Origin of the sequence: Leeuwenhoekiella sp. A2, from assembly GCF_047946655.1 — a bacterium.
Taxonomy (GTDB): Bacteria; Bacteroidota; Bacteroidia; order Flavobacteriales; family Flavobacteriaceae; genus Leeuwenhoekiella.
The window spans coordinates 2,587,287-2,612,707 of sequence record NZ_CP172311.1 but is presented as its reverse complement, the minus strand read 5'-3'; the positions used below and the strand labels follow the sequence as shown (position 1 = coordinate 2,612,707).

Here is a 25,421-nt window from a genome sequence, read left to right as displayed (position 1 = left end):
AGATTATTAATGTCTCACACCTAATTTCAGTAGATTTTTAGCATAAAATACCGACTTTTTATACTGTTTAAGCCGTTTTGGAAGATTTAAAAGGCGGTTTATGAATTTACCTTCATTACTTTTAAATAAATAAAGAAAGAAATACTTCAATTTATATTCTTTCACCTCATCCTCACTGTAAAACTTCATGGTATGATACATAATAGTGGGACTTGGTTTAGGGGCCAGACCTTTAACAGGAATATCTAACTCCCAAGGCTGCTTTTTTCTTTTTAAACCTGTAGCTTTATTCTGCTCACCCCACCAGCGGTAACCGCCCGCAGGAGGTTTAAGGTGCAAGTTCATAGAAAAAGGATTTTGTAATACTATGGCGCCGTGCTTTAAAAGTGAAAGTCCAAAATCGCTGTCCTCCCCATAACCGCCATCGTAATTTATATCGTTACCTCCTATTTTTTTCACCCAGGCAGTAGAAACGCAGGAATTTGCATTGCTAAAATTTTGAGCTGCTCCGGCTTTTAATGTTTCAGGATGACGATTTTTATAATATTCTGCTAGGTTTTTAAGGTCATCCGTCAGATTTTTGGCACGTATATCTAGTCCATTGCATGCATCAGCTTTAAAGGTTTGCAACATCCTCAAATGATTCTCTACAAAATCTGGCGGCACCCGAATATCATCATCACCAAAAATTATATAATCTCCATCACAGTGACTTATCGCTTCATTTCTGGCTCTGCAGCTTCCCGAGGTTTGTTGCCAAAATATTTTTAACTCGTATGCAGTATTCAAATTATCGTAGAGTTCTTCATCTCGCTCACCTGGCGGTGTAGCATCAACAACTATCACCTGATAAGGCGAGTAAGTTTGCGCATTTAAATCTGCAAGAAGTTCAAGCATGAATTGCTGTCTGCGCATTGTAGGTATTACAACTGAAACTTTAGGATTTTCTTCTAATGGTTGTAAAATGCGAGGAGGAATAATAGTCTTTACTTTATTTCTCGTATAACTTTTGTCTGCTTTTCGGAATGCACTGCATTCAGAAATTAGTTTAAAAGGGCCCTTCCTCAACATCATATAAAAACTGTGATGCCTTTTAAAATGCTTCAAATAAAATCGATAACGATCTGCGGCCGCGATTTTGACCTCCTTATTTTCAGAAGCAAATAGACCAGAAACAAATAGAGGTATCCCACCTAAATTCCGAAGTAAATTATAACCCAAATCCAGTCCGCTCATATCTCGGTTAGAAAATGAAGTATCCATTCCGCCCACGTGCTCCCAAACCGATTTGCGTATTACAAAAGCATCCGGATTAACACGCCATGATATTGCCACATTCACATTATCAAAATCATTAAGAAACCACCAGAAAGTCGCTGTTTGATAGATAATATCGTGAAAAGCATTTTTATAACCCTGATCAGGCCCACTGTGCCATAAGTCGCCGGCTCCTTTTGCAAGATCATTCAAGAGCTTAAGATCTGGCTCTCCAGAGTAAAGCAAAACCTCATTTGTATCTGTCACAAATTCTTTCATGATTGAATTTGAGAGATTACAGTTTTATAGAATTCAATATTCTTTGTGGAAATCACTTCTGTGGAAAATGAATTTAGAATCTTACTTCGTGCATTAATCCCCATTTTCTCCTGTAAATCCCGATTTTGTGCCAATTTAAGCAGTTTTTTGGCATATAAAAGGTGATTTTTAGGGTTCTCAGTAAATCCAGTTTCACCGTCTACCATTATCTCCTTTGCCCAACCGATATCTGAAGTAACCAAAGCTTTTTCCATTGCCATTGCTTCAAGCCATGTCATAGGCAAAGCTTCAGCAAAACTGGGTAGAAATACTACAGAAGCTTTTTCTATTTCACCCTTAATGGCTTCATAGCTTAATTCTTCTATAAAACACACATTTTGCAACGCATCTGGATTAAAACCTTCTCGCATTAATTTTTTGGTTGATTTTTTGGTCTTAATATCAATCACATCTTTACCGATTACTCTAAGCTTTATAGAATTATCCTCGTTGTACACAAGATTAAAAATTTCAGGAATTTCTAACACTCCTTTTTTTCTGATAATTGTTCCAAAGTAAAGTAGAGTGCAGTCTTCTGGACTTTTCGTTGAGGAAAGCGGTTTAAAAAGGGATGTATTTATACTGTTGGGAATAACGCTAATCTCTTTTTCAAGTTGAAATATATCTCTAGTAACCTCTGCTGTAAATTGGCTAACTGATAGTAAATAATCAGCGCGTTTTAGCGCTAGTTTTTCAAACCAGAAATTTTTCTTTTTCTGCTTGCGTTCTTCCAGTTTACAGAAATAGGCATCACTTCCGTGAAAACGGATGACAAGCGGACATTTAAATTTCATAAATGCCGTAATACCAGTCCAGTCAGGAGCTTCAATTACATCAATTTTATTGAGTAGAATCTGTTTATTAATATAACGCTGTAAAAATTTGCGATGCAGGTACCAGCCTAAAAATTTATACTGCTGGTTTTTGATAAAATATAAATCTATCCCCTCCCACTTTTCTTCATGTTCTTTTTGCTGGGCATAAATAAAAACACTTACCTCAATCCCATTTTGCACGAGGCTGATCGCTAAATTCTTGATACTCGTACCTAATCCTCCACTGGGATTAGAGCGTTCATGTGGAAATTCTGGCGTTATAAAACCTATATGCATCGCTCCAGTATTTGCATATGATTTGCAACCATTTTTTCTAAAGTATACTTTTTCTCTATCAATTCATAAACAGGTTTGTTAATCTTGATTTCGCCATTTATTAGACCTTTAAGGATTTCGTTTAAAGCATGAATATCTTTTGCCTTGAATAGAAAACCATTCTTATCGTTTTGTATAATTTCCGGATTCCCGCCCACAGTAGTTGTTATAACAGGTACGTTTGCTGAAAGGCTCTCAAGAATAGACAAGCTAAAACACTCCATGTAAGTTGGCTGAATAAGATAATCATACTTGCAAAGCAGTTGCGGAATTGCGGAAGAACTGCCTTTAAAAGAAACTATCTGCTCGATTTTTTCATCTTCAATCTGCTTTTTGAGAAGATCTTGCATTGATCCTTCACCATAGATATCAACCTTCACTTGCTTCTTGTGCTCGTGAGGAAGCAAACCTAAGGCTGCTATCAAATCCTGAATCCCCTTAGAATAGCGTAAATGCGACACCACAGCAAGCTTAAGCTGATCTGATTGTTGATCTAAGCTGATGCGTTTATTAAATACTTTTGTATCAATCCCATTATAAACCAGACTTGTTTTAATAGCAACCTGATTTCCTAAATCTTTAATTATATTATCAACTGTATATTGAGAAACACCTATAAACTGATCAATATATTTATGGTACACGATTCCTTTTAGGCGATTTTTGATTCGCTTTTTAATAGGAAATCCATTAAGCGGCCGCGGATTATGATCTACAACAATGCTCTTTTTAATCGTTGAAATTGCTTTTACTTTTTTATAAAAAGAACTGCAAAGCGGTGCAAAATGCGTTATTAAAATATCATACTTCTGTTGATCTTTTTTTAAATGATCTAAAAAGTAAGCCTCAACATTTTCGGCTCCCCCAGCTGAAAAAATGGTTAAATCACTATAAAAATCGAACGGCTTATAATCGCTAAAAAACCATGTTACATCATACCCTTTTTCTTTTGCAACTTCATCATAAGCTTTAAAAAACCGGTCCATCCCACCTATACGATCTGGTTTTAGAACGTAGTTACAAACTATGGCGATATGATGCTTTTTAGTAGTCACTTATCTGTTTTAATGCGTCTACGCATAATGTAGTCGTCTTATTTAAAGGTTGCCCTATTTCCTGCGCTATTAGCTCCTCTCTATTTAATTCGTCAATAGTAGGATCATTCAAATAAAAATTTAAGAATGTGATCAGTTCATTTTCATTCGTTGCGATTTTCACAGCGCCACTGTCAATCACATTTTTATAATGTTCATAATTTAAAAACCGTTGATCATTATAAAGTCCGTTATTTTCATTTCCAAAAACTGTATTTACAACCGGCTTTTTGAAGAGCATAAAATCAAGACTCATCGTAGAACACATATTTACATTAATATCGCAATATGCAAGAATCGCTTTTAGCTCTGCCAGATCTTCTTTTCCGGGGATGCGCTGTGACCAGGGTTCAGGATGGTCAAGGCGGGTCTGCAACCATTTGGGGTGATTCCATTTAATCTCGGGATAGCTTTCTTTTAAAAAGGAAAATCTACTTTCATCCTCAGCCGGCGAAGTTCTAACCAGCAACTGACAATCATTCAACTTATTTTCCCGTATCGCCTTGGCGATAGTCTCAATCACCAATGGATCATTAGGACCTATTGACTTATCTGCACAGCTATAACAGATGGTTTTTAGATTTCGCTTTAAGCGAAATTCATCATAAAACCAGTCTTCACTTTTATCATATTCTGAGTTTACGTACGGTTCAAATTGTGGTGTTCCCACTATTGAAATTTGCTGTTTAGTGGTTTGCGTATAAAAACGCAACAATTCATCCTGCATCAGTTTACTCCAAACCAAATAATGGTCAAAAGTGGAAGCCATTCGGCCTTTTGAAGCGAGATTATCCCACGAAAATATAAAGGCTGCAGTAGGTATTTTGTATTGCTTTGCCCAATACACTAAAGTCGCAATAAATGGGGGGCGCTGATGGGTAAAGAATAAAACATCAGGCTTATGCTGTTTTAATAATTCTCCATAGGCCTTTACTACAGAATTACCAGAAAAACTAATCTCCTGTAGTTTTTCATAAAAAAGAATATTTTTTTCAGAATGAAAGACAGAACTTATTTCGTAGACAGTTTTCGTTAAAATCGCATTGGCAGAAAATCCGCTTTTGCGATTCATTTTCAAGTTATCTGCAATGCCGGGATTAGTTTTGTGTTGCTGTAAGTGAGCAACTTCTTTAAGCTTTCGCCAGAACCAATTGAGTTTATTCTCCTTAAAAACGGGAAGTTCAATAATTGTAAATACAGACTCATCAAGCTTAGGATAAGCTGTTTTTGGCAGACCCGAAAAGATATAGATATGTTCAAACTTATATATAGCCTCATTTAAAAAAGTACTCATCACAAAGTTGCGATAGCCTACGCCATCTGTTATTACCAAACCTAATTTTCCTCTTTTCGTACTTTGCATCAAATCTCTATAAATCTCTAAATTGCTTTTGCTGATCAAGCTGCCAAAGCTTTTCTGACTGTAAAACAGTTAAGAATTTATCTGCTGCTTTTCCATTAAAAATCGGCTTTTTAGGCTCTATTTTCAGCTTTTTAGCCTTAAAAATCCCCTCAAGAATATCCTCTTTTTCATTTGGAGTATGAATTATCTCTTCATTATTAATGTCGCGATTCTCTTGTCTTCTACCAATATTTATAGTGGGAATCCCCAAATATGGCGCTTCATGAATACCAGCACTGCTATTACCTATGAGAAATTGTGCATGTTTTAAAAGTGTGATAAAGTACTCAAATCTTAAGGATGGAAATATTTTAAACCTCCTGTCACCTTTAAAATTATTGAATGAATCTAAAATAGCAGTCGAACCTAAATCATTATTAGGATATATAACAACATAATTGGTATTGTCTTCGAGCAGAGCCTTTGCTAAAGCATCAGCATATTGTTTTATAAATTCTGCTTCCGTTGTAACAGGATGAAAAAGCAGAATAGCGTACTTTTCAAAAGGTATTTCATAATAAGATTTGGCTTTTTGAATATCTGGTAAAAAATCGGAGAAAAGTATGTCTAAATCGGGTGAACCAATGGTAAAAACAGATTGCTCGAGTTCGCCCATTTGCACGAGACGATTAGCTGCCGTTTCATTAGAAACAAAATGAATATGACTCAATTTAGTGACCGAGTGGCGTATAAGTTCATCTACTGTTCCTGAAATTTCTCCTCCCTCAATATGCCCGACTAAAATATTGTTGAGTGAACCAACGATTGCACCGGCTAATGCTTCAGGGCGATCGCCGTGCACAATAATAAGATCTGGTTTTTCTTGTTTTATAAAATTTGAAAATCCATCAATGGTTCTGGCCAGCGTAAGATCCATTGTAGTTTCTGAAGTATAATTTGAATATCTGTGGATATTTTTAAAACCACATTTTTCGATCTCGATAACTGTAAGACCGTATACTTCGAGTAAATGCATACCGGTAACAAAAATGGCATATTCAAATTCTGAAGAATCATGCACCACCTGAATCAAGGGTTTCATTTTACCGAAATCTGCGCGGGTACCGCTTAAAAAAACAATTTTCTTCTTCATATCTCTGGGGTACAAGATAATTTTTTCGAAAATATATTAATCCTGAATATCGTTATAATTAAGTTGGTAATCATCAGGGATATCACATGCCGCTTTTTTGCCAAGCAGATTTTCATAATCTTTAGCAAGTATTTCACCAGTTCCCGGGCGCTTTACCCATAGATTATCTGCTGTGAAAACTTCTCCTTTTGCTATGGGTTTTATAGAACAAACTGTAGCAAAGGCAAAATTTATAGTGACCTGTTCTTCTTTTGCCGGTTCTTTAACTCCGCCACGCATTTGCCAAATTAATCTACTTCCTGAAATAAGATCAGCACATTGCTGCTCATCCATAGAACACACAATATCTGGCCCTGTTCTTGATTTATGGTCTGTAAAATGCCGCTCTAATATAGAAGCACCTAATGCAACCGCACCTAAACAAGCGTGATTACTCAAGGTATGATCTGAAAGACCAAAAGGATGGTGTGGGAAAGCTTTGTGAAGTTGAGACATCGCGCCCAATCTCACCAAATGCGCTGGTGTAGGATATAGATTTGTGGTATGTAAAAGTGCCAGAGGAGTATCAGCATCTTTAAAAATTTGTACTGCTTTTGCAACACTATCTATTGTGTTCATCCCCGTACTTAAAATTACAGGCTTACCAAATGCGGCTATATGCTTTAAAAGCGGATAATTATTACATTCTCCTGAACCTATTTTATACGCAGCAACATTCATGGAGTGCAGCCTATTTGCCGCAGCTCTTGAAAAAGGAGTAGAAATAAAGATCATCCCTTTTTCTTCAACATATTTTTTTAATGCCAGCTCATCATTTTCATTTAGTGCACAGCGAGCCATAATATCATAGATGGACACATCTGCGTTACCCGGAATAACTTTTTTTGCTGCCCCACTCATCTCATCTTCCACAATATGGGTTTGATGTTTTACCACTTCCGCTCCTGCTCTATAAGCTGCATCAACCATTTCTTTAGCAACAATAAGTGAGCCTTCGTGATTTATCCCAATCTCTGCAATGACCAATGGCGGGAAATCAATACCAATTTTACGACCTGCTATTTCAATGTGGGGATTCATTTGTAGATTTTTAGGCATAGCAATATAAAGAAAGCTAAGCACAAAGGATGCTGTTTATTCAAAGTCGGCTTTTAAATAGGCCTCAGCCTTTTTAAAATCAGTTAAAGTATCAATATCAATTTCCGCAAAAGGATGGTTTACAAAAAAAGGACAATTCTTCTCTCCTAATATTTTCCCTTCTTTTATGACTTCAGTCTTGATTATATAAAGAAGTCCGTTTTCATAATATAATGGCTCCATATCCTGACTCCTTTGGCCAATCTCATAATTAAAGGGAATGAAAGAATTATTAACAATTCGACCTAATTTTTTATCAGATTTGCTAACTGTCATAAGGCTGTCATAATTCCCCTCTTCAAATTCTTTTAAAGCTTTTTGTAGCAAGTTTTTTGGCCGTAAGGGATTTGTAGGTTGTAACAAAATTATGGCATTATATTCTTGTTCTTGCTGTTCTAATGCATGTTGCACAGCTGTTATGGTAGGTTCACGGTCGCCGGCCAAATGATCTGGCCTTTCAATTACCCCTACTCCTTCTTGCTGAGCATAGTTGCTTACCTCAGCATCATTTGTAGTTACGACTATATTTCTTAAACTATTCGCTTTCGCGAAAGAAATGCTATGACCAATTAGGGGCATTCCTCCCAGCAATCGCATATTCTTGCCGGCTAAGCGTTGAGATCCTGCTCTGGCTGGGATTATGGGGAGGTATTTAAACTTTTTAACCATACTTAGGTGGCGGTAATGTATTGATACTTTTTACCGTTTTTAGACTAACAGCATGACGATTTTTGAGTGCTTTAGGAAGGTTTATCCATAAACAAAGTTTCCCCATGCAATACCCTTTAAAAAAACGCCAGTCGGTAAAAGCGTATTTTACCAGGTTGTGCCAAAACAACTTAAACAACTTTTTAGGAATTAAAAATATGGGGTAATATATTAAAAAATACATCCCGGCATGGCATAATTGCTTTTCAAAACGAAACGCATTACTGCCCCCGGTCCTTCGGTGCTCCCGGTTTACCCGGTGGTTTACACTGATCGCTGAAGTATAACATATTTTAAATCCTTTTTCTATAAACTGAATGGAAACGCAGGCTTCTTCGCCATAGATATCCATCCACTCCGGAAATCCTTTTATCTGTTGGTAAGCCGATTTTCTCACGGCAAAACCACAACCCGTAAACGCATTACAGTAAAATTGCTGCTCTGGGACATGGAATTTTAAAGCTTCCGCATCGTTATTAAAAATACCTTTCAGTTCCTCAAAACTGAGTACTGCCAGATCAGGTTCGTGCTGAAAAATGTGGATTGCCTTTTTGATAAAGTCTGCATTTAGGGGATGTGCATCATCATCAAAACCAAAAATATAATCGCCCTTTGCCTCATTAAATAACCGATGCCGGGCTCTTGAAGGACCGATTTGCTTTGAACTTTCATACCAGATTACCTCGGGGAAATCCTGTTTTAAACTCGCTGAGTTGTCGGTACAGTTGTCAAGAAAGACGTGGATTTCGCAAACAGTGTTAAGGTATTTTTTTAAAATACATAAGGTTTTGAAAAGCTCCTCTTTTCGATCTTTGGAAACTATACAAATGGAGGCCTCTGCCATTAAATTAATTTTCACAAAGGTATTGAATCTGTTTTTTCAGGTACTCTGCAGAAAAATAATCTTCAAGGTCTTTGCGATTTAAAAGGAGTTGATGTGGATTTTCTTTCCAGATATCATATAATTTTAATAACAGATTGGTTATTTTTTCGGCATCATCTGCTGCTGTTACCCAAGGATAATCTTCTCCAAGCAATCTTCGGGTTTCGCTTTTTTTAGGCCCCAGATGTAAAATACAATGATTAGCTTGAATTAACCCTGGAACTTTTGCCGGTAGAAAAGGGCTTATTGCTGCCCGGGCTTCTAAAACCATATTGACTGCAGCATTTTTTTCTAAAGTTTGTACCGTAGCATATTTTAAATAACCGCTACTTCTGTATATTGAACTAATTTGATTACAACGCTTGGTAAGTACTGGCTCATGGTACGAACCCGGACCAATAAGCAGAAGCTGTATATTTTTATGAGCTTCAGGATTTGCTTCTAAAAATTTTTCCCAGGCCTTTATCAATGGATATGGATCTCGTTGTTTAAGCAAATTTCCGGCATGAAGCACCGTAAATTTTTCTTTTTTAAAATATCCCGGCAATTCACTTTGTTCACTAGAAGTAATAACCTGGTGAGGCAAAACAACTGATTTTTCCTCAAAAAGTGAATTAAATCTCCCCATCCATTCCGCCAATAATCGGGAAGGATACCCTAAAAATTGGGCTTTTTGAGCAATCTTTAGAAAAAAAGCTTCTTTTTGATTGTGACCGGATTCTAACCAATCGTAAGGCGGTGGATACCAGTGAAACGGGTATGGATCATGAATATACGCCAGCCATTTTTCGTGCCATTGAGGAAGTTTTAGCAAGGCTGCATGGGTACGATAACTGGCGCCTTTACTTAATGTAATGATCAGGTCGTAATTTTCCGGTTTTTCATGATCTAATGCAGCAACCATACTTTTAACATCATTCTTGAAAGTAAAGGAGAAACCAAAACAATTTTCTAAAAATTTGGAAATCATTAAACCTGTAATTCTCTGAAAAATGCGTTGTGTCCGGCTGAGGAAATAGTATATTTTTTTTCTTTCTTTTACAGATGTAGTAGCAATTTCCGGAAGAAAAATAACTGATCTGTTATAATGATACACAGTAATGACAAACCCAGCCTTATGTAAATTTTTTATAAAAGCAACATTGGCTTTTGAGCCACTACTATCTTCAACCTGAATTGATTCGGCGAGTATTAGTATGCTTTTCTTTTTCTCCAAATTAATTTGCTATAAGAGTCTCTAAAAAATCGACAATACGAACAGCGGCTTTACCATCGCCATAGGGATTTTCTTTGGTTAATTTGCTCCCCTGGCTTAAGATTGCAATTGTCTTTTTAACAATTTGTCCGGTATTTGTTCCTACTAAATAAGAACGCCCTGTTTTTAAACTTTCTACACGTTCTGTTGCGGTGCGTGTAACCAGTACCGGAATTCCTAATGAAGGCGCTTCTTCCTGAATTCCACCGGAATCAGAAATGATAAGATCAGCTTTAGCCATAAGCCAGATAAAGTCCGGATAATCAAGCGGATCAATTAAATGAATACCCGGCTGATTTAAAAGCATCTTATAAACTGGGCCCTGCACGTTAGGATTTAAATGAACCGGATAAATAAGTTCTGCATTTTTTTGCCCTGCAATTTCTAACAAAGCTTTACAAATATTGGAAAAACCTGCCCCGAAATTTTCCCTGCGATGGCCGGTTACTAAGATAATTTTTTTACTAAAATCAATTTGTTTTTTAAGATTTTCTATTGGTTTACTTGTATATCCCTTTTCTATTTTGTTTAGGGCAATTTTCAAGGCATCGATAACGGTATTGCCTGTAACCAAGGCGCGGGAGACCCCTTCCTGCTTTAAATTTTTTAATGCACGTTCTCCCGGTGCAAAATGAAAATCGGCAATACGAGCTGTCAGTTGGCGATTTAATTCTTCCGGGAAAGGGTTTTGTTTATCATATGTTCTTAATCCGGCCTCTACATGGCCTACCTGGCACCCTCTGTGAAAAGCAGCTATTGCAACCATTACCGATGTTGTTGTATCACCATGTACAAATACAAGAGCCGGTTTTTCTTTAGTCAAAACCCCATCTATTTCCTTTAAAATAGCAGCACTTAAACCATTTAAGGATTGATCAGCCTGCATAAGGTTTAAGTCATAATCTACTTTAAGTGAAAAAAAATTTAATACAGGATCTAGTAATTCCCGGTGTTGAGCAGTAATACATAATTTATGGGGTAGGTTTTTACGCTTTAGTTCTAATAATACCGGAGCCATTTTTATAGCTTCAGGACGGGTGCCTAAACAAACCAGGATATTTTTCATATTAACTAAAGTTTCAAAACTTTTTTCAGCACTTTAAAAAAGAATTGTCTCCATATAAATGGAGAAAGTGCCCTTTTTAATAATTTCTTTTGTGGAGATATTAGATCAAAGGTAAGTGCCGAACCTTCCATTTTACATAATTCCTTCACATTATCATCTAAAGAATTACCTAGATGATAGGCATAGGTAGTTATAGTAGAAAGCCTATAATAGCCATATTTATCAGCCAATATATCTATAAACTCATTTTCATAACCATTTTTAAATTTAAGTTCAGGGAAGTTATTTTCTTTTTTAAAAAGTTGGGCACGATACGTTGCCACAAAATGTCCGGCTCCTATTATGGCCTTTATTCCATTATTATCTAGATAATATTGTTTTTCATACCAGTGATATGGTCTATTATCTCGATTTAAAATAGCAGGATTTCCTAAACCTTCTAAATAAAATTGAATATCTTTTTTCTCTAAAATTTGATCATATTTTATTTTACCAAATAAATAGTGCTCATAGAAGACACTACTATTATGATTAAAGGCTAAACCTGGACAAGGTAAAGGGGCGACCACACCAGCTTTAGGAAACTGTCGAAATATAGAGAAAACAGCATTTTCCCAACCTGCAATAAGTATTACATCTGCATCAACAATAGTTATAAAAGGTTCATAGGCACCACGAGCTTCAGTGAGCACTGCGTTTACTTTACCTTTATTTTCACTGTATTTCACATATTTATTTATTTTGGATAAAAAGGATAAAATGACCTTCTCTATAGTTTGACAAGAATTATTATTTATTAAAGTAACTGAAGTAATTAATGGATTTATTGTATTAAAAAGCTGTTCTAAAACAATTTTTAAAACCAATGGCATATTTTGATAATATTCCTCCTCAACATTAGGAATATATACCGGCATAATAATCCTGTGATAAAACTTCTTGTTTTTTTCTAATTTATATTTTTCAGGATTAACCCCAGCTCTCATTTATTGAAGTATCTTGTAGATCAATTTTCTATAAAATTTGTGCAAGTTCATAATTGCTAAAAGTTTCTTTTTTGAAAGATAGTGTAGGGTTGATTCATTCCGGATATAAACTTTTATTTTCGCCAAATATTCTCTGTTATAATTATCTAATAAAAAGCGCTTGATAAAATATGACAAGACACTAATGGGAATTAAGTTATTATCAATTAAAAAATCCCAAAGCTTCTCATCTAAACGAATAAACGTTCCTTTTTTTTCAAGTTGGTTTCTTGTGTTTGCTGTAATGCTTATTTGATGATGCCGATAAAAGAAAAGATCTTCATTTATGACCTTATAGTTAGGTCTCTTTAAAAAAAAAAGTCTTAAATAAAATTCTCGCTCTTCTGCGGTATATTTTAATTCCAAATCAAAGCGGATGTCTTTCAATAGTTTTACTTTAAAAATAGGGCCACAGGAATTAATTGTAATATTTCCTAACAAAAAGTCTTTTTCTGGATTTTCTGAAGCAATATTCATTTGACCATGAAAAGTATGATTTTTCAACTCAAAACTACCACTAAAACCCTGATATTTACAATTGACGACATCTATTGAAGCATCTTTAAAAAAAACTTCTATTTGATTTTTTAATTTTTGAGGATGCATAATATCATCATCATCAAAAAACTGAATAAATTCCACATTACTTTTTTCAGCTAAATCAAGCCCAAAATTACGAGTTGCTGATAATCCCGGAGGATAGGTTTCTGGTTTTAAAAAATATTTAAAACGAGAATCCTTTTGACAAAAAGCCTGTACAACGTCTTTTGTATTATCTGTAGACCGGTCATCAGTTATAAAACATTCAAAATAAGCATAGGTTTGATTTTGAATAGAGCTTAGTGTTTCCTCAATAAGGTGTGCTCGATTATAGGTAGCAAGTAATATGATGACAGTAGAGTTCAAGATAACTTTGATTTTAAGTATCTAATTGGCTTTAGAAGAGCCTGACCAATTAAAAATTCTTTACGCTCGAGATTCTTAATTTTTTCAGCTTCTTCTTGTTGTATTTTTTCAAGGAAAAAATTTACAAACTCATTATAATACTCGATATAAAGCTTATTATGTTTTAGAAAAATATATCTCCACAACTCATATTTTATGGCATTAGCTTCTTTCCGCATAGAGGTTTTTTTCTGCCGATAATTAAAAAGAGGTTCTTTAATTACATAAGCTTCACCAGAATCCTTCAAAAGACGGATATAAAATTCCCAATCTTCAAAACCTTTAGTCATATTTTCATCATAACCCCCTATTTTTTCCCAATCCTCTTTAGAAAAGAGCGAATTTCCTATTGCTGAATTAGAAAATAAAAAATTTTTAATTGTTCCACCTCGTGGTTTATAAAGGCTTAACACCCCTGAAGAATCAAACAGGTTTGCATAACAGGTTATAATTTTATAATCTAGATTTTTCTTTATATAAACTGCTTTTTGACAAAACTCTGGAGCAAAAAAATCATCCGAATCTAATACTACAATTAAGTCCCCCTGTGATGCTTTTATACCTGCGTTTCTAGCAGCGCTTAAACCTTTATTTTCCTGAACAATTAATTTATCTATTGACTGACTTAAATTTCGCAGAACTTCTTTAGTTGGACTATTAGACCCATCGTCTACAACAATTATCTCCTTATCCTTATAGGTTTGATTTTTAGCAGATAAAACTGCCCGCCTCACATATATGGCATCATTATAACAAGGGATTATGATAGAAACAAAACTCAATTATAATCTATTTTTTTCTGTAAAAATGTTGAAAATCTTCCCATTCCTTTAATTTTTCTAAGAGAAGTAACTGCTATTATTCTTCTTATCTTTAATAAAAAAGCTTCTTTTTCACTTACAAGCCCCTGACTTATCAGGTTCTTTTCAACTTCTTTGATTTTAGCAAGGTTACATATCGCGTTTGAATATAAAAATCTAAAAAGGAAAAAGAATATAAATTTTTTAAAGAATTTTTTATTTTCTTTTAAATCATAAGTCAAAATCTTTTTGTGAAACAGCATAAAACTGGATATAACTTTATCTAAAAAATCTAAATTTGTCACTCTATTTTCAGTATTTATTCTATAATAGTTTATTATTTTAAAAATTCTTTTCCCTTGGTATTTATTGCTTAAAAGAATACGAAGGTGAAAATCTACATCTTGTAATCTCAATAAATTTTCATCAAAAGGAAATTTGTAAATGACCCTTCTTTTCCATACTCCACTTAGTATAGGCCATGGTAATCTATATTGAAGAAACATGCTGAGATACGATTCTTCTTTGATAGGATCTGGATCACGATTAATAATTTCTTCTATTATTTGCTCATTATGAATTTTACCTGTTGTACCAATTAAATAATCTAATTCAGGTTGTTTCATGAAAATTGTAGTTGTAAAAGAAAGAGCATTCCTCTCCATCAAATCATCACTGTCAAACCACTGAATGTATTCCCCTCTGCTCAATTCAAAGCCATAATTGCGACAGGCATTGGCTCCTTTTAACCGATCTTCAGGCCGATGATGGTATTGAAATCGAGAATCATTTTCTAAGTAAGTCTGGACAATTTCTTCTGTATTATCTGTGCTTCCGTCATCTACGATAATGCATTCCCAGTTCTTGTAAGTTTGGACTAAGATAGAATCTAAGGTTTCAGTAATCAAATGAGCTCGATTATAAGTAGGAATTATGATGGAAACTAAAGGCTGTACCATTATTCTAATCGATAAGGAATAATATCAAATGCAGATTCCCACATTAATAGCGAATACCTGTTGTAGTTTTGCTTTTTTAATCCACTTTGCATTTGCCATTCAGAAATAATTGCTGCTTCCTCCGGCCTGGACGTATCATCTAAAAACCAGGTGGTCGTTAAATCGGATTTTGAGCTTAAAAAAGGATAGGCACTATAACGGGCAAAAGGTGTACTTCTGCCAAAGGGTCCATCAACAATGATCAGATCAAAATGCTTGTATCCCTGCAAAGCCGTTTCTAATTTTTCAGTACTGTACCAGGTTTTCTGGCTTTCAAAAGCATATTTTTCAGGAACTTTTTCTAAAGGTGCAAAAATAAAAGTTACCTGGTCTTCCAGCTGCATGGCTTTTACCTGGCGCTCTAAAGTCTTTTTCCATTCAGGATCTGATTCTACCGAAACGAATTGACACCCCATCCCTTGCTGCTTTAGCATTTTGGCAATATATAATGTTGTTGCACCACTACCGAATTCAATAATATTTTTGCAGCCTTTTAAAACAATAATATTTAAAATATGCAGAATCGCTTGAGGAGTCATAGACCAGCTTGTATGGGGGATAAAATCAACTCCAGCAAAGGCCTGCAATTGTTGATGCGCAAAAAGCTGCAATTGATTATGCTTCAGTGCGGCCTGATTTTGTTTTAGCTCTTTAAAATATTTTTTAAAGCGGTTAATCATTTACTGTAAGTTTATAATCCACTAAAACCTTGCTCTGCTCTATTGCAACACTTTTCATATTTTCATAAAAAAATCCTTCCTCCACCTGAAATTGAAACGCATTTTTCGCCCAATCTGCAATTTCATTTTTCGCCGCTAAGTGTAAAGTCACCTGGTAATTTCCAGAATTTAATGGCAATTTCTTAAAATGGAAAGAAACGCGTTCTGCAACTTCTTCACTCATCATATTTGAAGTACTCGTACTTAACCACAACAGACGCTGGCCTATCTGGTCATCAATTCGAAAATCGAAGTTGATATTTTTAAATGGGATTTTTTGAGGGTTATCAAAATTAAATACAATGGTTAGCGGAGCTCCTGTGGTTGGCAAAGCTTTAGTGCCGGGAACAAGTTCTACATTCTTTATCTTTATTAACCCTGTTCCCGTACGCTCTTCCACATTAATCTCTTTTATTAAATCCTTACCTTTAAATGTAGCATTGTGTGAAAGATACTGATCTATAATCATTCTTACCGGCCCATCTTCTAGTAATTTCCCATTTTCTAATAAAATGGCCCGTGTACACAAACTCTGAATGCTAGCCATATTATGACTTACAAAAAGCACTGTCCTGCCTTCGCCCTTGGAGATATCCTGCATTTTACCAATAGCTTTCTTTTGAAATTCGGCATCGCCTACAGCCAAAACCTCATCCACAACCAAAATTTCCGGCTCCAAGTGTGCGGCAACGGCAAAAGCCAGGCGTACCGTCATCCCGCTGGAATACCGCTTGGTAGGCGTATCAATATAACGTTCACACCCGGAAAAAGCCACGATTTCATCAAATTTAGTTCTGATTTCAGCCTTGGTCATGCCTAAAATAGCCCCGTTTAAAAAGATATTCTCCCGGCCGGTAAGTTCCGGATTAAACCCAGTTCCTACTTCCAGTAGTGAAGCGATACGCCCCCGGCTTTTTATGGTTCCTGTCGTGGGTGCAGTTACCCGCGACAAGATCTTAAGTAAGGTTGATTTTCCCGCGCCGTTTTTGCCAATGATACCCAAAACTTCTCCTTGTTGCAATTCAAAATTGATATCCCTAAGAGCCCAGACATAATCACCTTTACCCTTTTTACTGCGATCATTGGTTTCTCCTACTTTTAGAAACGGGTTTTCTTTACCCCGGGCGTGGTACCAGATACGTTTTAAATCATCTCGCAGCGTACGGCTACCTACCAGCCCCAGACGGTATTGCTTTGAGATGTTTTCTGCTTTGAGAATTATAGTGCTCATACAGTATCAATAAACGTTTTTCCGGTTTTATTAAATACCAGTAATCCTCCAAAAAATAAGGTAACGCTAGTAAGAATACAATATCCAAGCATTTCCCAATTAAAAATCCCTTCCCGCAACGTCATAAACCGGAAACTTTCTACTAAAATCGCTATGGGATTGTATTCTATAATCCAGGCATATCTCTTTAATGTACTGCTATTTTGGACTTCGGCAATAGGATACATCACTGCAGAAATATACATCAGGAGTTGTACGGCAAACTCGATCAAAATCCTGAGATCACGATATTTTGTGGTTAGAGAGGAGATAATCATGCCCAATCCCAATCCCAAAATGGCCATGGTCAAAACCAGCAAAGGAAACAGCCACAGCTTTGCGTCAGGTTGTAAATCAAACCCCTTGCCCAGGTAAAACAGGTAAAAAAAAAGAAAAATCGTCAGTTGTATGGCTAATTTCAATAAACTGGATATCGCCCGGGATAAGGGAGCAATAAGCCTGGGAAAATACACTTTAGCAAATAAATTAGCATTAGTGGCGAAAGTAGATGAAGAGGTCATGAGGCATTCTTTAAAGTATCCCCACAGGGTAATACCAGCCAGGTTAAATAAAAACGGTGGTACAGTGCCAGTAGATATTGAAGCTATATTATTAAAGACTAATGTAAAAATCACAGAGGTAAACAAAGGCTGAATTAAAAACCACAGAGGTCCCAGAATAGTCTGTTTATAAGTTGCGACAATATCGCGACGCACAAAAAGTACTAGAAGATCTCTGTATCTCCAAATTTCTTTAAAATCAAGGTCCAGCAGATTATGGCTTGCCTTTATCTCATATAACCAGTCATCGTCCTTCTCTTTCATTTACCCAACTTTATAACCGTTTTTTTAGCTTTCTAATAAAGCGCCTGCCTTTAGTATTCCAGCTTGTCCTTTCTTCCTCATGGTATCCTTTTCCATATGCACCGTAACCGTAACCATACCCGTAACCGTAGCCATATTTCCCTTTCATTCTAAAACAATTAAGCACAAAACTGATATTACTTATCTCACCTTTTTTATACTTATCATTTATAAAATGTAACAGTCCTTTATTTGTAAAATTTTGTCGTAAAATATATAAAGTAGCATCAGCATATACCTGAAGCTCCATTGAATCTGCAACTAGGCCTACCGGCGGGGTATCTAAAATTATATAATCATATTGCTCTTTCAATTCTTTCATTAACCTATCCATTTGATCACTCATTAAAAGCTCTGAAGGATTAGGTGGAATTTCACCCGCCAGAATAATGTCTAAATGTGGAATTTCAGTTTTTTGGGTAACTTCATTAAGTTTATTTCGCCCAACAAGAAAGTCTACCACTCCCATTTCATTGGGTAATGCAAAGTCATCAAAAATCTTTGGCTTTCTCAAGTCTAAGCCTACTAATACCGTTTTTCTTTCGCTAAGAGCGAAAACTGTAGCCAGGTTTATTGAGCAAAAGGTCTTACCCTCCCCGCTTACTGATGAGGTTACCATAACCGTTTTTGCCCCAGTTACATTATTATTTCTATAAATAAATTGTAAACTTGATCTCAAGCCTCTAAAGGCTTCCGCAATAGCAGATTTAGGTTGTTTAAGGACGATTAAATTAGTAGACAGCGTGCTTTTTCCTATTGTGCCAAGGATCGGTATTCTTGATAAATTTTTTATTTCATCAGGATTACCAATTTTATTATCGAAAAAAACCAACAAGAAAACAAATACAAAAGGAACTATAGATCCCGCGATGGCTGCCATCACATAGTTGGTATTGGTATTAGGACCTATAGCACCACCCCCGGTATCTTTTGCAGAATCTATTACTTGTATGTCAGAAACATTGGCAGCTTTTATAATTCCTGCCTCGTTCCGCTTCTCCATAAAAACCCCGTATGTACTTTCGCTAACGCTATATCTCCTCTGAATACTTAAAAGTTCTTGTTGCTCCTTTGGAAGCGTTCGCATCTGACTTTCAGCATTGGCAATATTTCTCCGAATGTCATTCAGTCTTTCACTCATTAAATCCTGTGAAGATTGTATATTTTCAAGAATAACATTTTTAATTGCGTCGATCCTCCTGTCAAGATCGCTGAATACAGGATTGCCTGGTTTTGCTGTATATTTCAACCTGTTCCTTTCCTCAGAAAGTTCTACCAGACTAGCAACTCCCTGACTAATAATTCCTTCACCTATCCCTGCGATAGATGGTGCCGGAAAGTCTGTGGCGTAGTTTTGATGTGTACGCAGATAAGTTTGAAGAGAAGAATAATTTTGTAACTGCTGTTCAATATTTTGTTTTTGAAGGTCTAAATCAGTTATTTTAGTAATTAAACTTGTTTCGTCTCCAGAAATTCCCACACTTTTATTTTGATCACGAAAAAAGTTAAGTTCATCCTGTACATTTTGTAATTCAGTTGTTTTCGCCGCAAGGCTGCTATCTATGAACTGAATTGTTTTAGTTGCAAATAGATTTTTTCTCTCCAATTGGCTTTCACTCAAGAGACGCACTGAAGTATTTAAGTAATCAACAAGTCTTTTTTTATTGGTCCCTACCATATTAAGAGACAAAATACTTGAACCTCTTGGGGTTTGCTCAATACTTACGCTATTGTATCTATTTACAGCGTTGTCAAATTGATTAAAACGGATATAATATTCTTCACCTTCTTTTGCTTTTATCGCTGTAGGCTGTAATTTGAAATTTAAATAGGGTAAATTAATTGGGTCTCCTAAAGCATACTGTGATGAAACGTTCTGTTTCGGTAAAGACAAAGTAGTGTCCATGTCAGTTTTATAATCCTGTAAAACGCCGTCACCACCGTTAAATTCAATAGATAATTCGAACCTATCACCAGATACGAAAACAACTTTCAATGTTTTATTGATGAGCTGTGTCTTATTTGTGTTTATATCTACACTAAAAGGTGTTTTGCCATAAACATCTTCCAGATGATATTCTCCTTGCCTAAGATATTCAATGTAGTATTTTAATTCACGTACTACTTCTTCATTATGACTACGTGATTTTAATAATATTTCTGCCGTTTGTACTTTATCTGTAGTGCCTCCCCAGTTAAATGTAAGACTGGTGTTACTTGTAAAAAAGGGATTTTGATCATCTTTTACCGTTATCATATTACTAATACGATACACGGTCTGCTTTCTTACGTTTATGTAGTGAGCAATATAAAATGCAATAGCCAGGCAGATTAGAAATAGTGGCCAATAGCTCAATATTTTGATCAAAAAGCCTTTAAAATCAAAAAAATTCTGCTGATTTCTTATTTCAAATTCATCTTCCATCTAAAGCCGTATAAAAAGAAGGATTGCAGTTGTGAGCGCTGTTACTATAGATAAAATTGTAGTAAATGACTGCAAACCAGTCGTTCCCGATCCAAATGATTTTTGAGGCAGCGGGTTGACCAGAATAAGATCATTAGGCTGAACATAATAATAAGGTGAGTTCATCGCATCAATACTCGTGAGATCAATATGGTTTACAGATTGCCCACCCGCGTATTGCCGTATAATAACAATATCCTTACGATCACCTGTTATTAAAATATCTCCGCTATTAGCAATCGCCTCCATTAAAGTCAACTGCTCTGTTAATTCTACCTTTGTACCAGGGCTGGTTACTTCACCTGCAATTGTATATTTAATCCCGGCTAATTTTACTGTAACAAATATGTTTGCTTCCTCAGTAAAATAATCATCAAGAAGTTTCTTCTCAATAATTTCACGTATTTCTTCAACCGTATATCCTAAAACTGAAATTTCACCCAAAGTGGGAACCCTTATTTTGCCATGCCTGTCTACCGCAAAACCGTCATAATAATAGCCCTCGCCTAAAGAAGCACCTTCAGTTCCCGTAGAAACAGGATTAAATAATTCAACTAATTTTTGATCAAGAGCCTTTACTCGTATACTTAAAACATCATTTATCTGAACGCGATAAGGGCGCTGTTGCAGGGTTATAGCGACAAGACTGTCCTGCTGTGAACCTTTTTGCTGTAAATAGGTTAGATCTTTTGTAGGTATGCATGAAGATACTGTCGCAAATAAAATCAAAAGAATAAGAACAGTAGGCAATTTCATATAGCTGGGGTTGCAATCTGACAAATATAGGTTTTCAACTTTAATAATAAAATTTTGAAGTTTTTTTTAGGTTTTTTACCATTAAATTCGCGGCATGAGCGCAATTAATTATGTTTCGGTTGAATCTGTAGCCAAAAGCTTTGGCGAGAAGGTACTTTTTAAGGAATTATCTTTTGGAATAAGCGAAAACCAAAAAATAGGTTTAGTAGCAAAAAATGGAACCGGTAAAACTTCTCTTTTACAAATATTGGCCGGTAGTGCCATGCCAGATGACGGGCAGGTGGTGTATAGAAAAGGTATTAAAATATCCTTTTTACCTCAGGAACCTGATCTTGATGGAAATCTAACTGTAGAAGAAACCATATTTGACAGCGATAATGAGACGCTTCAGGTCATTGCGGCTTATGAGAAAGCCCTAGAAAATATGGAAGATGCAGATGCTTATCAAATAGCCTTTGATAAAATGGAAGCGCTGCAGGCATGGGATTTTGAAACGCAATACAAACAAATTCTATCTCAGCTAAAGCTTGAAGATCTCGATCGTAAGGTTGAAAAACTAAGCGGGGGGCAGAAAAAACGTTTAGCACTAGCAACAATTCTGCTAGATCGCCCAGATCTTCTAATTCTTGATGAACCTACCAACCATCTTGACCTCGAGATGATAGAATGGTTAGAAACTTATTTCGCCAAAGAAAATATCACCTTATTTATGGTAACGCATGACCGTTACTTTCTAGAGCGTGTTTGCAATGAGATCATAGAGCTTGATGAAGGGAAACTTTATAGTTATAAAGGCAATTACTCCTATTATCTCGATAAAAGAGATGCCAGACTTGCGACCGAAGAAGCGGAAACGGGGAAAGCAAAACAATTATATAAGAAAGAATTAGACTGGATGCGCCGGCAGCCCAAGGCTAGAACAACTAAATCAAAATCCCGCATTGATGATTTTCATGAAATAAAAGACCGTGCCAGCAAACGCCGTCAGGATCATGAAGTACAGCTGGAGCTGAATATGGAACGCCTGGGCAGCAAAATTGTTGAATTCCATAAAGTCTCAAAATCGTTTAAGCAACGCGTTATTCTTGATAAATTTGAATATAATTTTCAAAAAGGAGAGCGCATTGGGATTATTGGTAAGAATGGTACCGGTAAATCTACATTCTTAAATATGCTTACCGGTAACCTTGAGCCAGATGGCGGAAAAATTGTAGTAGGTGAGACTATCCGCTTTGGGTATTATACGCAAAAGGGAATTACTATAAAAAATGGTCAAAAAGTTATTGATGTCATTAGAGAGTTTGGTGATTACATTCCGTTAAAAAAAGGCAGGCAAATATCTGCACAACAATTGCTGGAGCGTTTTCTCTTTGACCGCAAAAAGCAATATGATTTTGTTGAAAAACTGAGTGGGGGTGAGCGTAAACGCTTGTACCTGTGTACAGTTTTGATTCAAAATCCTAACTTTCTTATTCTCGATGAGCCTACAAATGATCTTGATATTGTAACGCTCAATGTCCTTGAAAGTTTTCTACTCGATTTTCCGGGTTGTCTGCTTGTTGTTTCTCATGACAGGTATTTCATGGATAAGATCGTTGATCACCTTTTTGTTTTTCGCGGAAGCGGTATTGTAGACGATTTTCCGGGTAATTATTCCGATTTTAGGGCTTATGACACCAGTATTTCAACTGAAACTGAGCAACCAAAAGCGGTAGAAACTGAAAAATCTACTACAAAAGATAATTGGAAGACTGCCAGTAATACCCTCTCTTATCAGGAGCAAAAGGAATACAATAAACTGGAACGAGAAATCGCGCAGTTAGAACGGGATAAACTTACAAAAGAGAAAGAATTTTTAAACCCAGACCTCGCCGGCGATGAAATTAATAAAGCTTCTCTTGAACTGAAGAATATTGAAGAAGCCATCGAGCAGAAAACAGAGCGCTGGTTTGAGCTGGGAGCAAAGCTGGAAGAGTAAATTTTATTAGGTGATTTTCCAAATAAAGAAATATCTGTCTTTTTTATTGCGTTCTACAAATCAACACAGTGTACATTCTCCCTTTGTATATGATTTTGTGACCAAATGTCTTTATGATAAGACAAGGTATGACGATTATAATATTTTAAATAATTACAAAAACGCTTTATCACGGGACGATTTTACCCTTAAAATAACCGATTTTGGCTCTGGATCGCGGGTTTTTAAATCTAATAACAGAAAAGTTTCAGACATTGCAAAACACGCCGGAGCAACGCATAACAGAATGAAATTGCTTTATCGTGTGGTTAATTATTTTGAGCCCAAAGAGATTCTGGAGCTGGGCACTTCTCTGGGTTTAAGTACAATTTCGTTGGCTTTGGCCAAAAACACCAGAGTCACGTCTCTTGAAGGTTGCCCGGAAACTTCCGCGAAAGCAAACGACTCACTTATTGCTGCCGGTGTAGAAAATGTATCAATACTAAAAGGTGATTTCACAGAAAGCATACATAATCTGCTCGACAAGAAGTTTGATCTCATTTACTTTGATGGAAACCATAGCAAAGAAGCTACATTGGCCTATTTTGAAAAACTGCTGTCCACTGCAACTAATGATTCAGTCTGGATTTTTGATGACATCTACTGGTCTGAAGATATGCAGCAAGCCTGGAAATGCATACAATCACATCCCAAAGTGCAGGTTACACTAGATTGTTTTTGGTTAGGTTTTGTTTTCTTTCGTAAAGAACAGCGAGAAGAGCATTTTGCTATTCGGCTTTAGGTTTATATATTACAAAACCATTTAATTTCTCTTCTACTTCTATAAGATTGCTTTCTAAAAGACTTTGTATCTCTGGTTCGGGACTACTATATCTATTATCGTGACCATATTTAATTTGTTGTCGCGATACAATTAATGAATTGTGTGCAAAGTTCTTTTGCGGCAAATACGTGCTATTCTTTAACACTTCTCCGGTCTTATAATCTGCCATAACAGTTTGCCAGGTCTTTATTGCGGACATAGCCTTATTAGTTATATAAATTTTTCCTTTTTTGTTATTTACCACCTTGGTAAGTTGATTTATGTCATTATCCTGATAAGGAAAGTATGATAACAACAAAGAGATTATAAAAAGCGGTATCAAAAGGACCAGTACTCTGTTCACTAAAATTTTATATTTTTTTGTAGCTACTAATAAATCAAGACCTTCAGCTAACAAAACATAAAATACTGGAGCCAAATAAACATATAACCTATCAGAAAATGGATATAGTTTGAGAGCAGATAAGAATAAATGAATAGCTAAAGTAGAAGCATAAATCCCTACAAAGTCATTAATAAAATCATTGTTCTTTTTAATAAAAAAATTACGTAATATGACTCCAGACCCTAGTATAGATATTGTAGCCATTAATACTCCTATCATAAGATATGAGGAGAAAATATACACAATCAATCCGTGTAACATGTAGAAAGTCCAGATAAAGAACTCACCGTTTAACGGCAGAAAAGAATTTTGCCAATATTGCATCATATAACTCTGCAGTTGTGATGCTCCCTCTTGATTTATAAACCAAACAAAAAATATAACGTACGGTATGGGGGCCGCAAGATAAGGGAGGTATGAATAGACAAGTTTTGTCTCGAAAATTAAAGGAAATCTACACTGCTTAATTATTTTCCAGATGACGATACCAGCGCAGAAAAATGAGGCTACATTACTCACTAAACAAAAAATAATAAAAAATATAAGTTGCTTCCACTTATTAGTTTTAGTAAAAAGAAGAATTGAAAATATGCCTAATGTCAAATCAAAAGAATATTGCTTTAATGTAAGTGTATTATAAATAACAAAAGGTGAGCAGCACATAAATGCCAAGGCACTTAAGTAACCTATGCTGTATTTACATCTCCTAACAACTTCAAAGAATAGAAAAAGGCCTAAAGCTGAAAGTATAAAATTCAATATTTTAAGCGAAAACTCAGGATGACCATCTATAAAAACCGCTTTTTGTAAAATAAGAAAAAGGGGTGGAGCACTTTGACCATAATCTAATGGGTAGAGAAGTTGATCATATGATCTGTTTATAATATTTCTGGCAAGATTAATTTCATCTCCATTAAATGTCCAATTAATAAATTGACAATATAAACGCAGCACAAGACCTATGAAAAGTATAATGAATGCAACCGCTTTACTATATTTTAAATACATTTGATAGAATAACTTAAAACCCT

At 35.6% G+C, this 25,421-nt stretch carries 22 protein-coding genes; 2 read left to right on the top strand and 20 right to left on the bottom strand.

The features are described 5' to 3' along the window. Positions 1 to 6: 6 nt before the first annotated feature. Genes ACH3PA_RS11600 through ACH3PA_RS11510 form a run of 19 tightly spaced genes read right to left on the bottom strand, consistent with a single transcriptional unit; the run spans position 7 to position 21,204 of the window. Positions 7 to 1,536, bottom strand: a complete 1,530-nt coding sequence (locus ACH3PA_RS11600) for a glycosyltransferase family 2 protein (protein WP_416448170.1) — start codon at positions 1,534 to 1,536, stop codon at positions 7 to 9. After that, entirely contained in the window at positions 1,533 to 2,687 is a 1,155-nt protein-coding gene (locus ACH3PA_RS11595) for a glycosyltransferase family 4 protein (RefSeq protein WP_416448169.1), read from the bottom strand. Before ACH3PA_RS11595 ends, ACH3PA_RS11600 begins: the two co-directional genes overlap by 4 nt. Continuing rightward, positions 2,678 to 3,781, bottom strand: a complete 1,104-nt coding sequence (locus ACH3PA_RS11590; protein ID WP_416448168.1) for a glycosyltransferase family 4 protein — start codon at positions 3,779 to 3,781, stop codon at positions 2,678 to 2,680. Before ACH3PA_RS11590 ends, ACH3PA_RS11595 begins: the two co-directional genes overlap by 10 nt. Then, a complete protein-coding gene (locus tag ACH3PA_RS11585; protein WP_416448167.1) occupies positions 3,771 to 5,183 on the bottom strand; it encodes a hypothetical protein in 1,413 nt (470 codons plus the stop codon). Before ACH3PA_RS11585 ends, ACH3PA_RS11590 begins: the two co-directional genes overlap by 11 nt. A gap of 7 nt (positions 5,184 to 5,190) precedes the next feature. Next, on the bottom strand, positions 5,191 to 6,315 hold the full coding sequence (gene neuC / locus ACH3PA_RS11580) for a UDP-N-acetylglucosamine 2-epimerase (RefSeq protein ID WP_416448166.1): 1,125 nt from the start codon (positions 6,313 to 6,315) through the stop codon (positions 5,191 to 5,193). Positions 6,316 to 6,351: 36 nt separating this feature from the next. After that, a complete protein-coding gene (neuB, locus tag ACH3PA_RS11575; protein WP_416448165.1) occupies positions 6,352 to 7,395 on the bottom strand; it encodes an N-acetylneuraminate synthase in 1,044 nt (347 codons plus the stop codon). Between the two features lie 54 nt (positions 7,396 to 7,449). Further along, positions 7,450 to 8,121, bottom strand: a complete 672-nt coding sequence (locus ACH3PA_RS11570) for a cytidylyltransferase domain-containing protein (protein ID WP_416448164.1) — start codon at positions 8,119 to 8,121, stop codon at positions 7,450 to 7,452. Further along, the gene (locus tag ACH3PA_RS11565) at positions 8,114 to 9,004 is read right to left on the bottom strand and encodes a glycosyltransferase family 2 protein (protein WP_416448163.1); all 891 of its coding nucleotides are present in this window, start codon (positions 9,002 to 9,004) and stop codon (positions 8,114 to 8,116) included. The genes ACH3PA_RS11570 and ACH3PA_RS11565 overlap by 8 nt, the downstream gene beginning before the upstream one ends. 4 nt (positions 9,005 to 9,008) lie before the next feature. Next, on the bottom strand, positions 9,009 to 10,259 hold the full coding sequence (locus ACH3PA_RS11560; RefSeq protein WP_416448162.1) for a UDP-glycosyltransferase: 1,251 nt from the start codon (positions 10,257 to 10,259) through the stop codon (positions 9,009 to 9,011). A gap of 1 nt (position 10,260) precedes the next feature. Further along, positions 10,261 to 11,364, bottom strand: coding sequence for a non-hydrolyzing UDP-N-acetylglucosamine 2-epimerase (gene wecB / locus ACH3PA_RS11555; protein WP_416448161.1), 1,104 nt, complete (start codon positions 11,362 to 11,364; stop codon positions 10,261 to 10,263). A 5-nt stretch (positions 11,365 to 11,369) separates the two neighbouring features. Next, positions 11,370 to 12,350 carry a glycosyltransferase family A protein gene (locus tag ACH3PA_RS11550; RefSeq protein ID WP_416448160.1) on the bottom strand — a complete coding sequence of 327 codons (981 nt, stop codon included), beginning with the start codon at positions 12,348 to 12,350 and terminating at the stop codon, positions 11,370 to 11,372. Beyond that, entirely contained in the window at positions 12,351 to 13,295 is a 945-nt protein-coding gene (locus tag ACH3PA_RS11545) for a glycosyltransferase family 2 protein (RefSeq protein WP_416448159.1), read from the bottom strand. Then, positions 13,292 to 14,116, bottom strand: a complete 825-nt coding sequence (locus tag ACH3PA_RS11540; protein WP_416448158.1) for a glycosyltransferase family 2 protein — start codon at positions 14,114 to 14,116, stop codon at positions 13,292 to 13,294. Before ACH3PA_RS11540 ends, ACH3PA_RS11545 begins: the two co-directional genes overlap by 4 nt. After that, a complete protein-coding gene (locus ACH3PA_RS11535) occupies positions 14,113 to 15,093 on the bottom strand; it encodes a glycosyltransferase family 2 protein (protein WP_416448157.1) in 981 nt (326 codons plus the stop codon). Before ACH3PA_RS11535 ends, ACH3PA_RS11540 begins: the two co-directional genes overlap by 4 nt. Beyond that, on the bottom strand, positions 15,093 to 15,812 hold the full coding sequence (locus ACH3PA_RS11530) for a hypothetical protein (protein WP_416448156.1): 720 nt from the start codon (positions 15,810 to 15,812) through the stop codon (positions 15,093 to 15,095). The genes ACH3PA_RS11535 and ACH3PA_RS11530 overlap by 1 nt, the downstream gene beginning before the upstream one ends. Further along, positions 15,805 to 17,082 (bottom strand): ABC transporter ATP-binding protein, encoded by a 1,278-nt coding sequence (locus ACH3PA_RS11525; RefSeq protein ID WP_416448155.1) that lies wholly within the window; start codon positions 17,080 to 17,082, stop codon positions 15,805 to 15,807. The genes ACH3PA_RS11530 and ACH3PA_RS11525 overlap by 8 nt, the downstream gene beginning before the upstream one ends. Then, positions 17,079 to 17,945, bottom strand: a complete 867-nt coding sequence (locus ACH3PA_RS11520) for an ABC transporter permease (RefSeq protein ID WP_416448154.1) — start codon at positions 17,943 to 17,945, stop codon at positions 17,079 to 17,081. Before ACH3PA_RS11520 ends, ACH3PA_RS11525 begins: the two co-directional genes overlap by 4 nt. 10 nt (positions 17,946 to 17,955) lie before the next feature. Next, positions 17,956 to 20,409, bottom strand: coding sequence for a polysaccharide biosynthesis tyrosine autokinase (locus ACH3PA_RS11515; protein WP_416448153.1), 2,454 nt, complete (start codon positions 20,407 to 20,409; stop codon positions 17,956 to 17,958). After that, positions 20,410 to 21,204 carry a polysaccharide biosynthesis/export family protein gene (locus ACH3PA_RS11510; protein WP_416444096.1) on the bottom strand — a complete coding sequence of 265 codons (795 nt, stop codon included), beginning with the start codon at positions 21,202 to 21,204 and terminating at the stop codon, positions 20,410 to 20,412. It lies immediately after the preceding gene. Positions 21,205 to 21,307: 103 nt separating this feature from the next. Between ACH3PA_RS11510 and ACH3PA_RS11505 the strand changes: the two genes are divergently transcribed. Further along, the gene (locus ACH3PA_RS11505) at positions 21,308 to 23,182 is read left to right on the top strand and encodes an ABC-F family ATP-binding cassette domain-containing protein (RefSeq protein WP_416446610.1); all 1,875 of its coding nucleotides are present in this window, start codon (positions 21,308 to 21,310) and stop codon (positions 23,180 to 23,182) included. Between the two features lie 10 nt (positions 23,183 to 23,192). Then, complete coding sequence (locus tag ACH3PA_RS11500) at positions 23,193 to 23,963, top strand: O-methyltransferase (RefSeq protein WP_416444098.1); 771 nt, start codon at positions 23,193 to 23,195, stop codon at positions 23,961 to 23,963. Here the strand turns inward: ACH3PA_RS11500 and ACH3PA_RS11495 are convergent. After that, complete coding sequence (locus ACH3PA_RS11495; protein ID WP_416444100.1) at positions 23,950 to 25,398, bottom strand: ArnT family glycosyltransferase; 1,449 nt, start codon at positions 25,396 to 25,398, stop codon at positions 23,950 to 23,952. The genes ACH3PA_RS11500 and ACH3PA_RS11495 overlap by 14 nt on opposite strands. Positions 25,399 to 25,421 lie beyond the last annotated feature (23 nt).

Bases quoted from the DNA above. Each gene is read 5' to 3' on its own strand.
- ACH3PA_RS11600 (WP_416448170.1), bottom strand. From the start codon at position 1,536: ATGAAAGAATTTGTGACAGATACAAATGAGGTTTTGCTTTACTCTGGA.
- ACH3PA_RS11595 (WP_416448169.1), bottom strand. From the start codon at position 2,687: ATGCATATAGGTTTTATAACGCCAGAATTTCCACATGAACGCTCTAAT.
- ACH3PA_RS11585 (WP_416448167.1), bottom strand. From the start codon at position 5,183: ATGCAAAGTACGAAAAGAGGAAAATTAGGTTTGGTAATAACAGATGGC.
- neuC (WP_416448166.1), bottom strand. From the start codon at position 6,315: ATGAAGAAGAAAATTGTTTTTTTAAGCGGTACCCGCGCAGATTTCGGT.
- neuB (WP_416448165.1), bottom strand. From the start codon at position 7,395: ATGAATCCCCACATTGAAATAGCAGGTCGTAAAATTGGTATTGATTTC.
- ACH3PA_RS11570 (WP_416448164.1), bottom strand. From the start codon at position 8,121: ATGGTTAAAAAGTTTAAATACCTCCCCATAATCCCAGCCAGAGCAGGA.
- ACH3PA_RS11565 (WP_416448163.1), bottom strand. From the start codon at position 9,004: ATGGCAGAGGCCTCCATTTGTATAGTTTCCAAAGATCGAAAAGAGGAG.
- wecB (WP_416448161.1), bottom strand. From the start codon at position 11,364: ATGAAAAATATCCTGGTTTGTTTAGGCACCCGTCCTGAAGCTATAAAA.
- ACH3PA_RS11550 (WP_416448160.1), bottom strand. From the start codon at position 12,350: ATGAGAGCTGGGGTTAATCCTGAAAAATATAAATTAGAAAAAAACAAG.
- ACH3PA_RS11535 (WP_416448157.1), bottom strand. From the start codon at position 15,093: ATGGTACAGCCTTTAGTTTCCATCATAATTCCTACTTATAATCGAGCT.
- ACH3PA_RS11530 (WP_416448156.1), bottom strand. From the start codon at position 15,812: ATGATTAACCGCTTTAAAAAATATTTTAAAGAGCTAAAACAAAATCAG.
- ACH3PA_RS11525 (WP_416448155.1), bottom strand. From the start codon at position 17,082: ATGAGCACTATAATTCTCAAAGCAGAAAACATCTCAAAGCAATACCGT.
- ACH3PA_RS11520 (WP_416448154.1), bottom strand. From the start codon at position 17,945: ATGAAAGAGAAGGACGATGACTGGTTATATGAGATAAAGGCAAGCCAT.
- ACH3PA_RS11515 (WP_416448153.1), bottom strand. From the start codon at position 20,409: ATGGAAGATGAATTTGAAATAAGAAATCAGCAGAATTTTTTTGATTTT.
- ACH3PA_RS11510 (WP_416444096.1), bottom strand. From the start codon at position 21,204: ATGAAATTGCCTACTGTTCTTATTCTTTTGATTTTATTTGCGACAGTA.
- ACH3PA_RS11495 (WP_416444100.1), bottom strand. From the start codon at position 25,398: ATGTATTTAAAATATAGTAAAGCGGTTGCATTCATTATACTTTTCATA.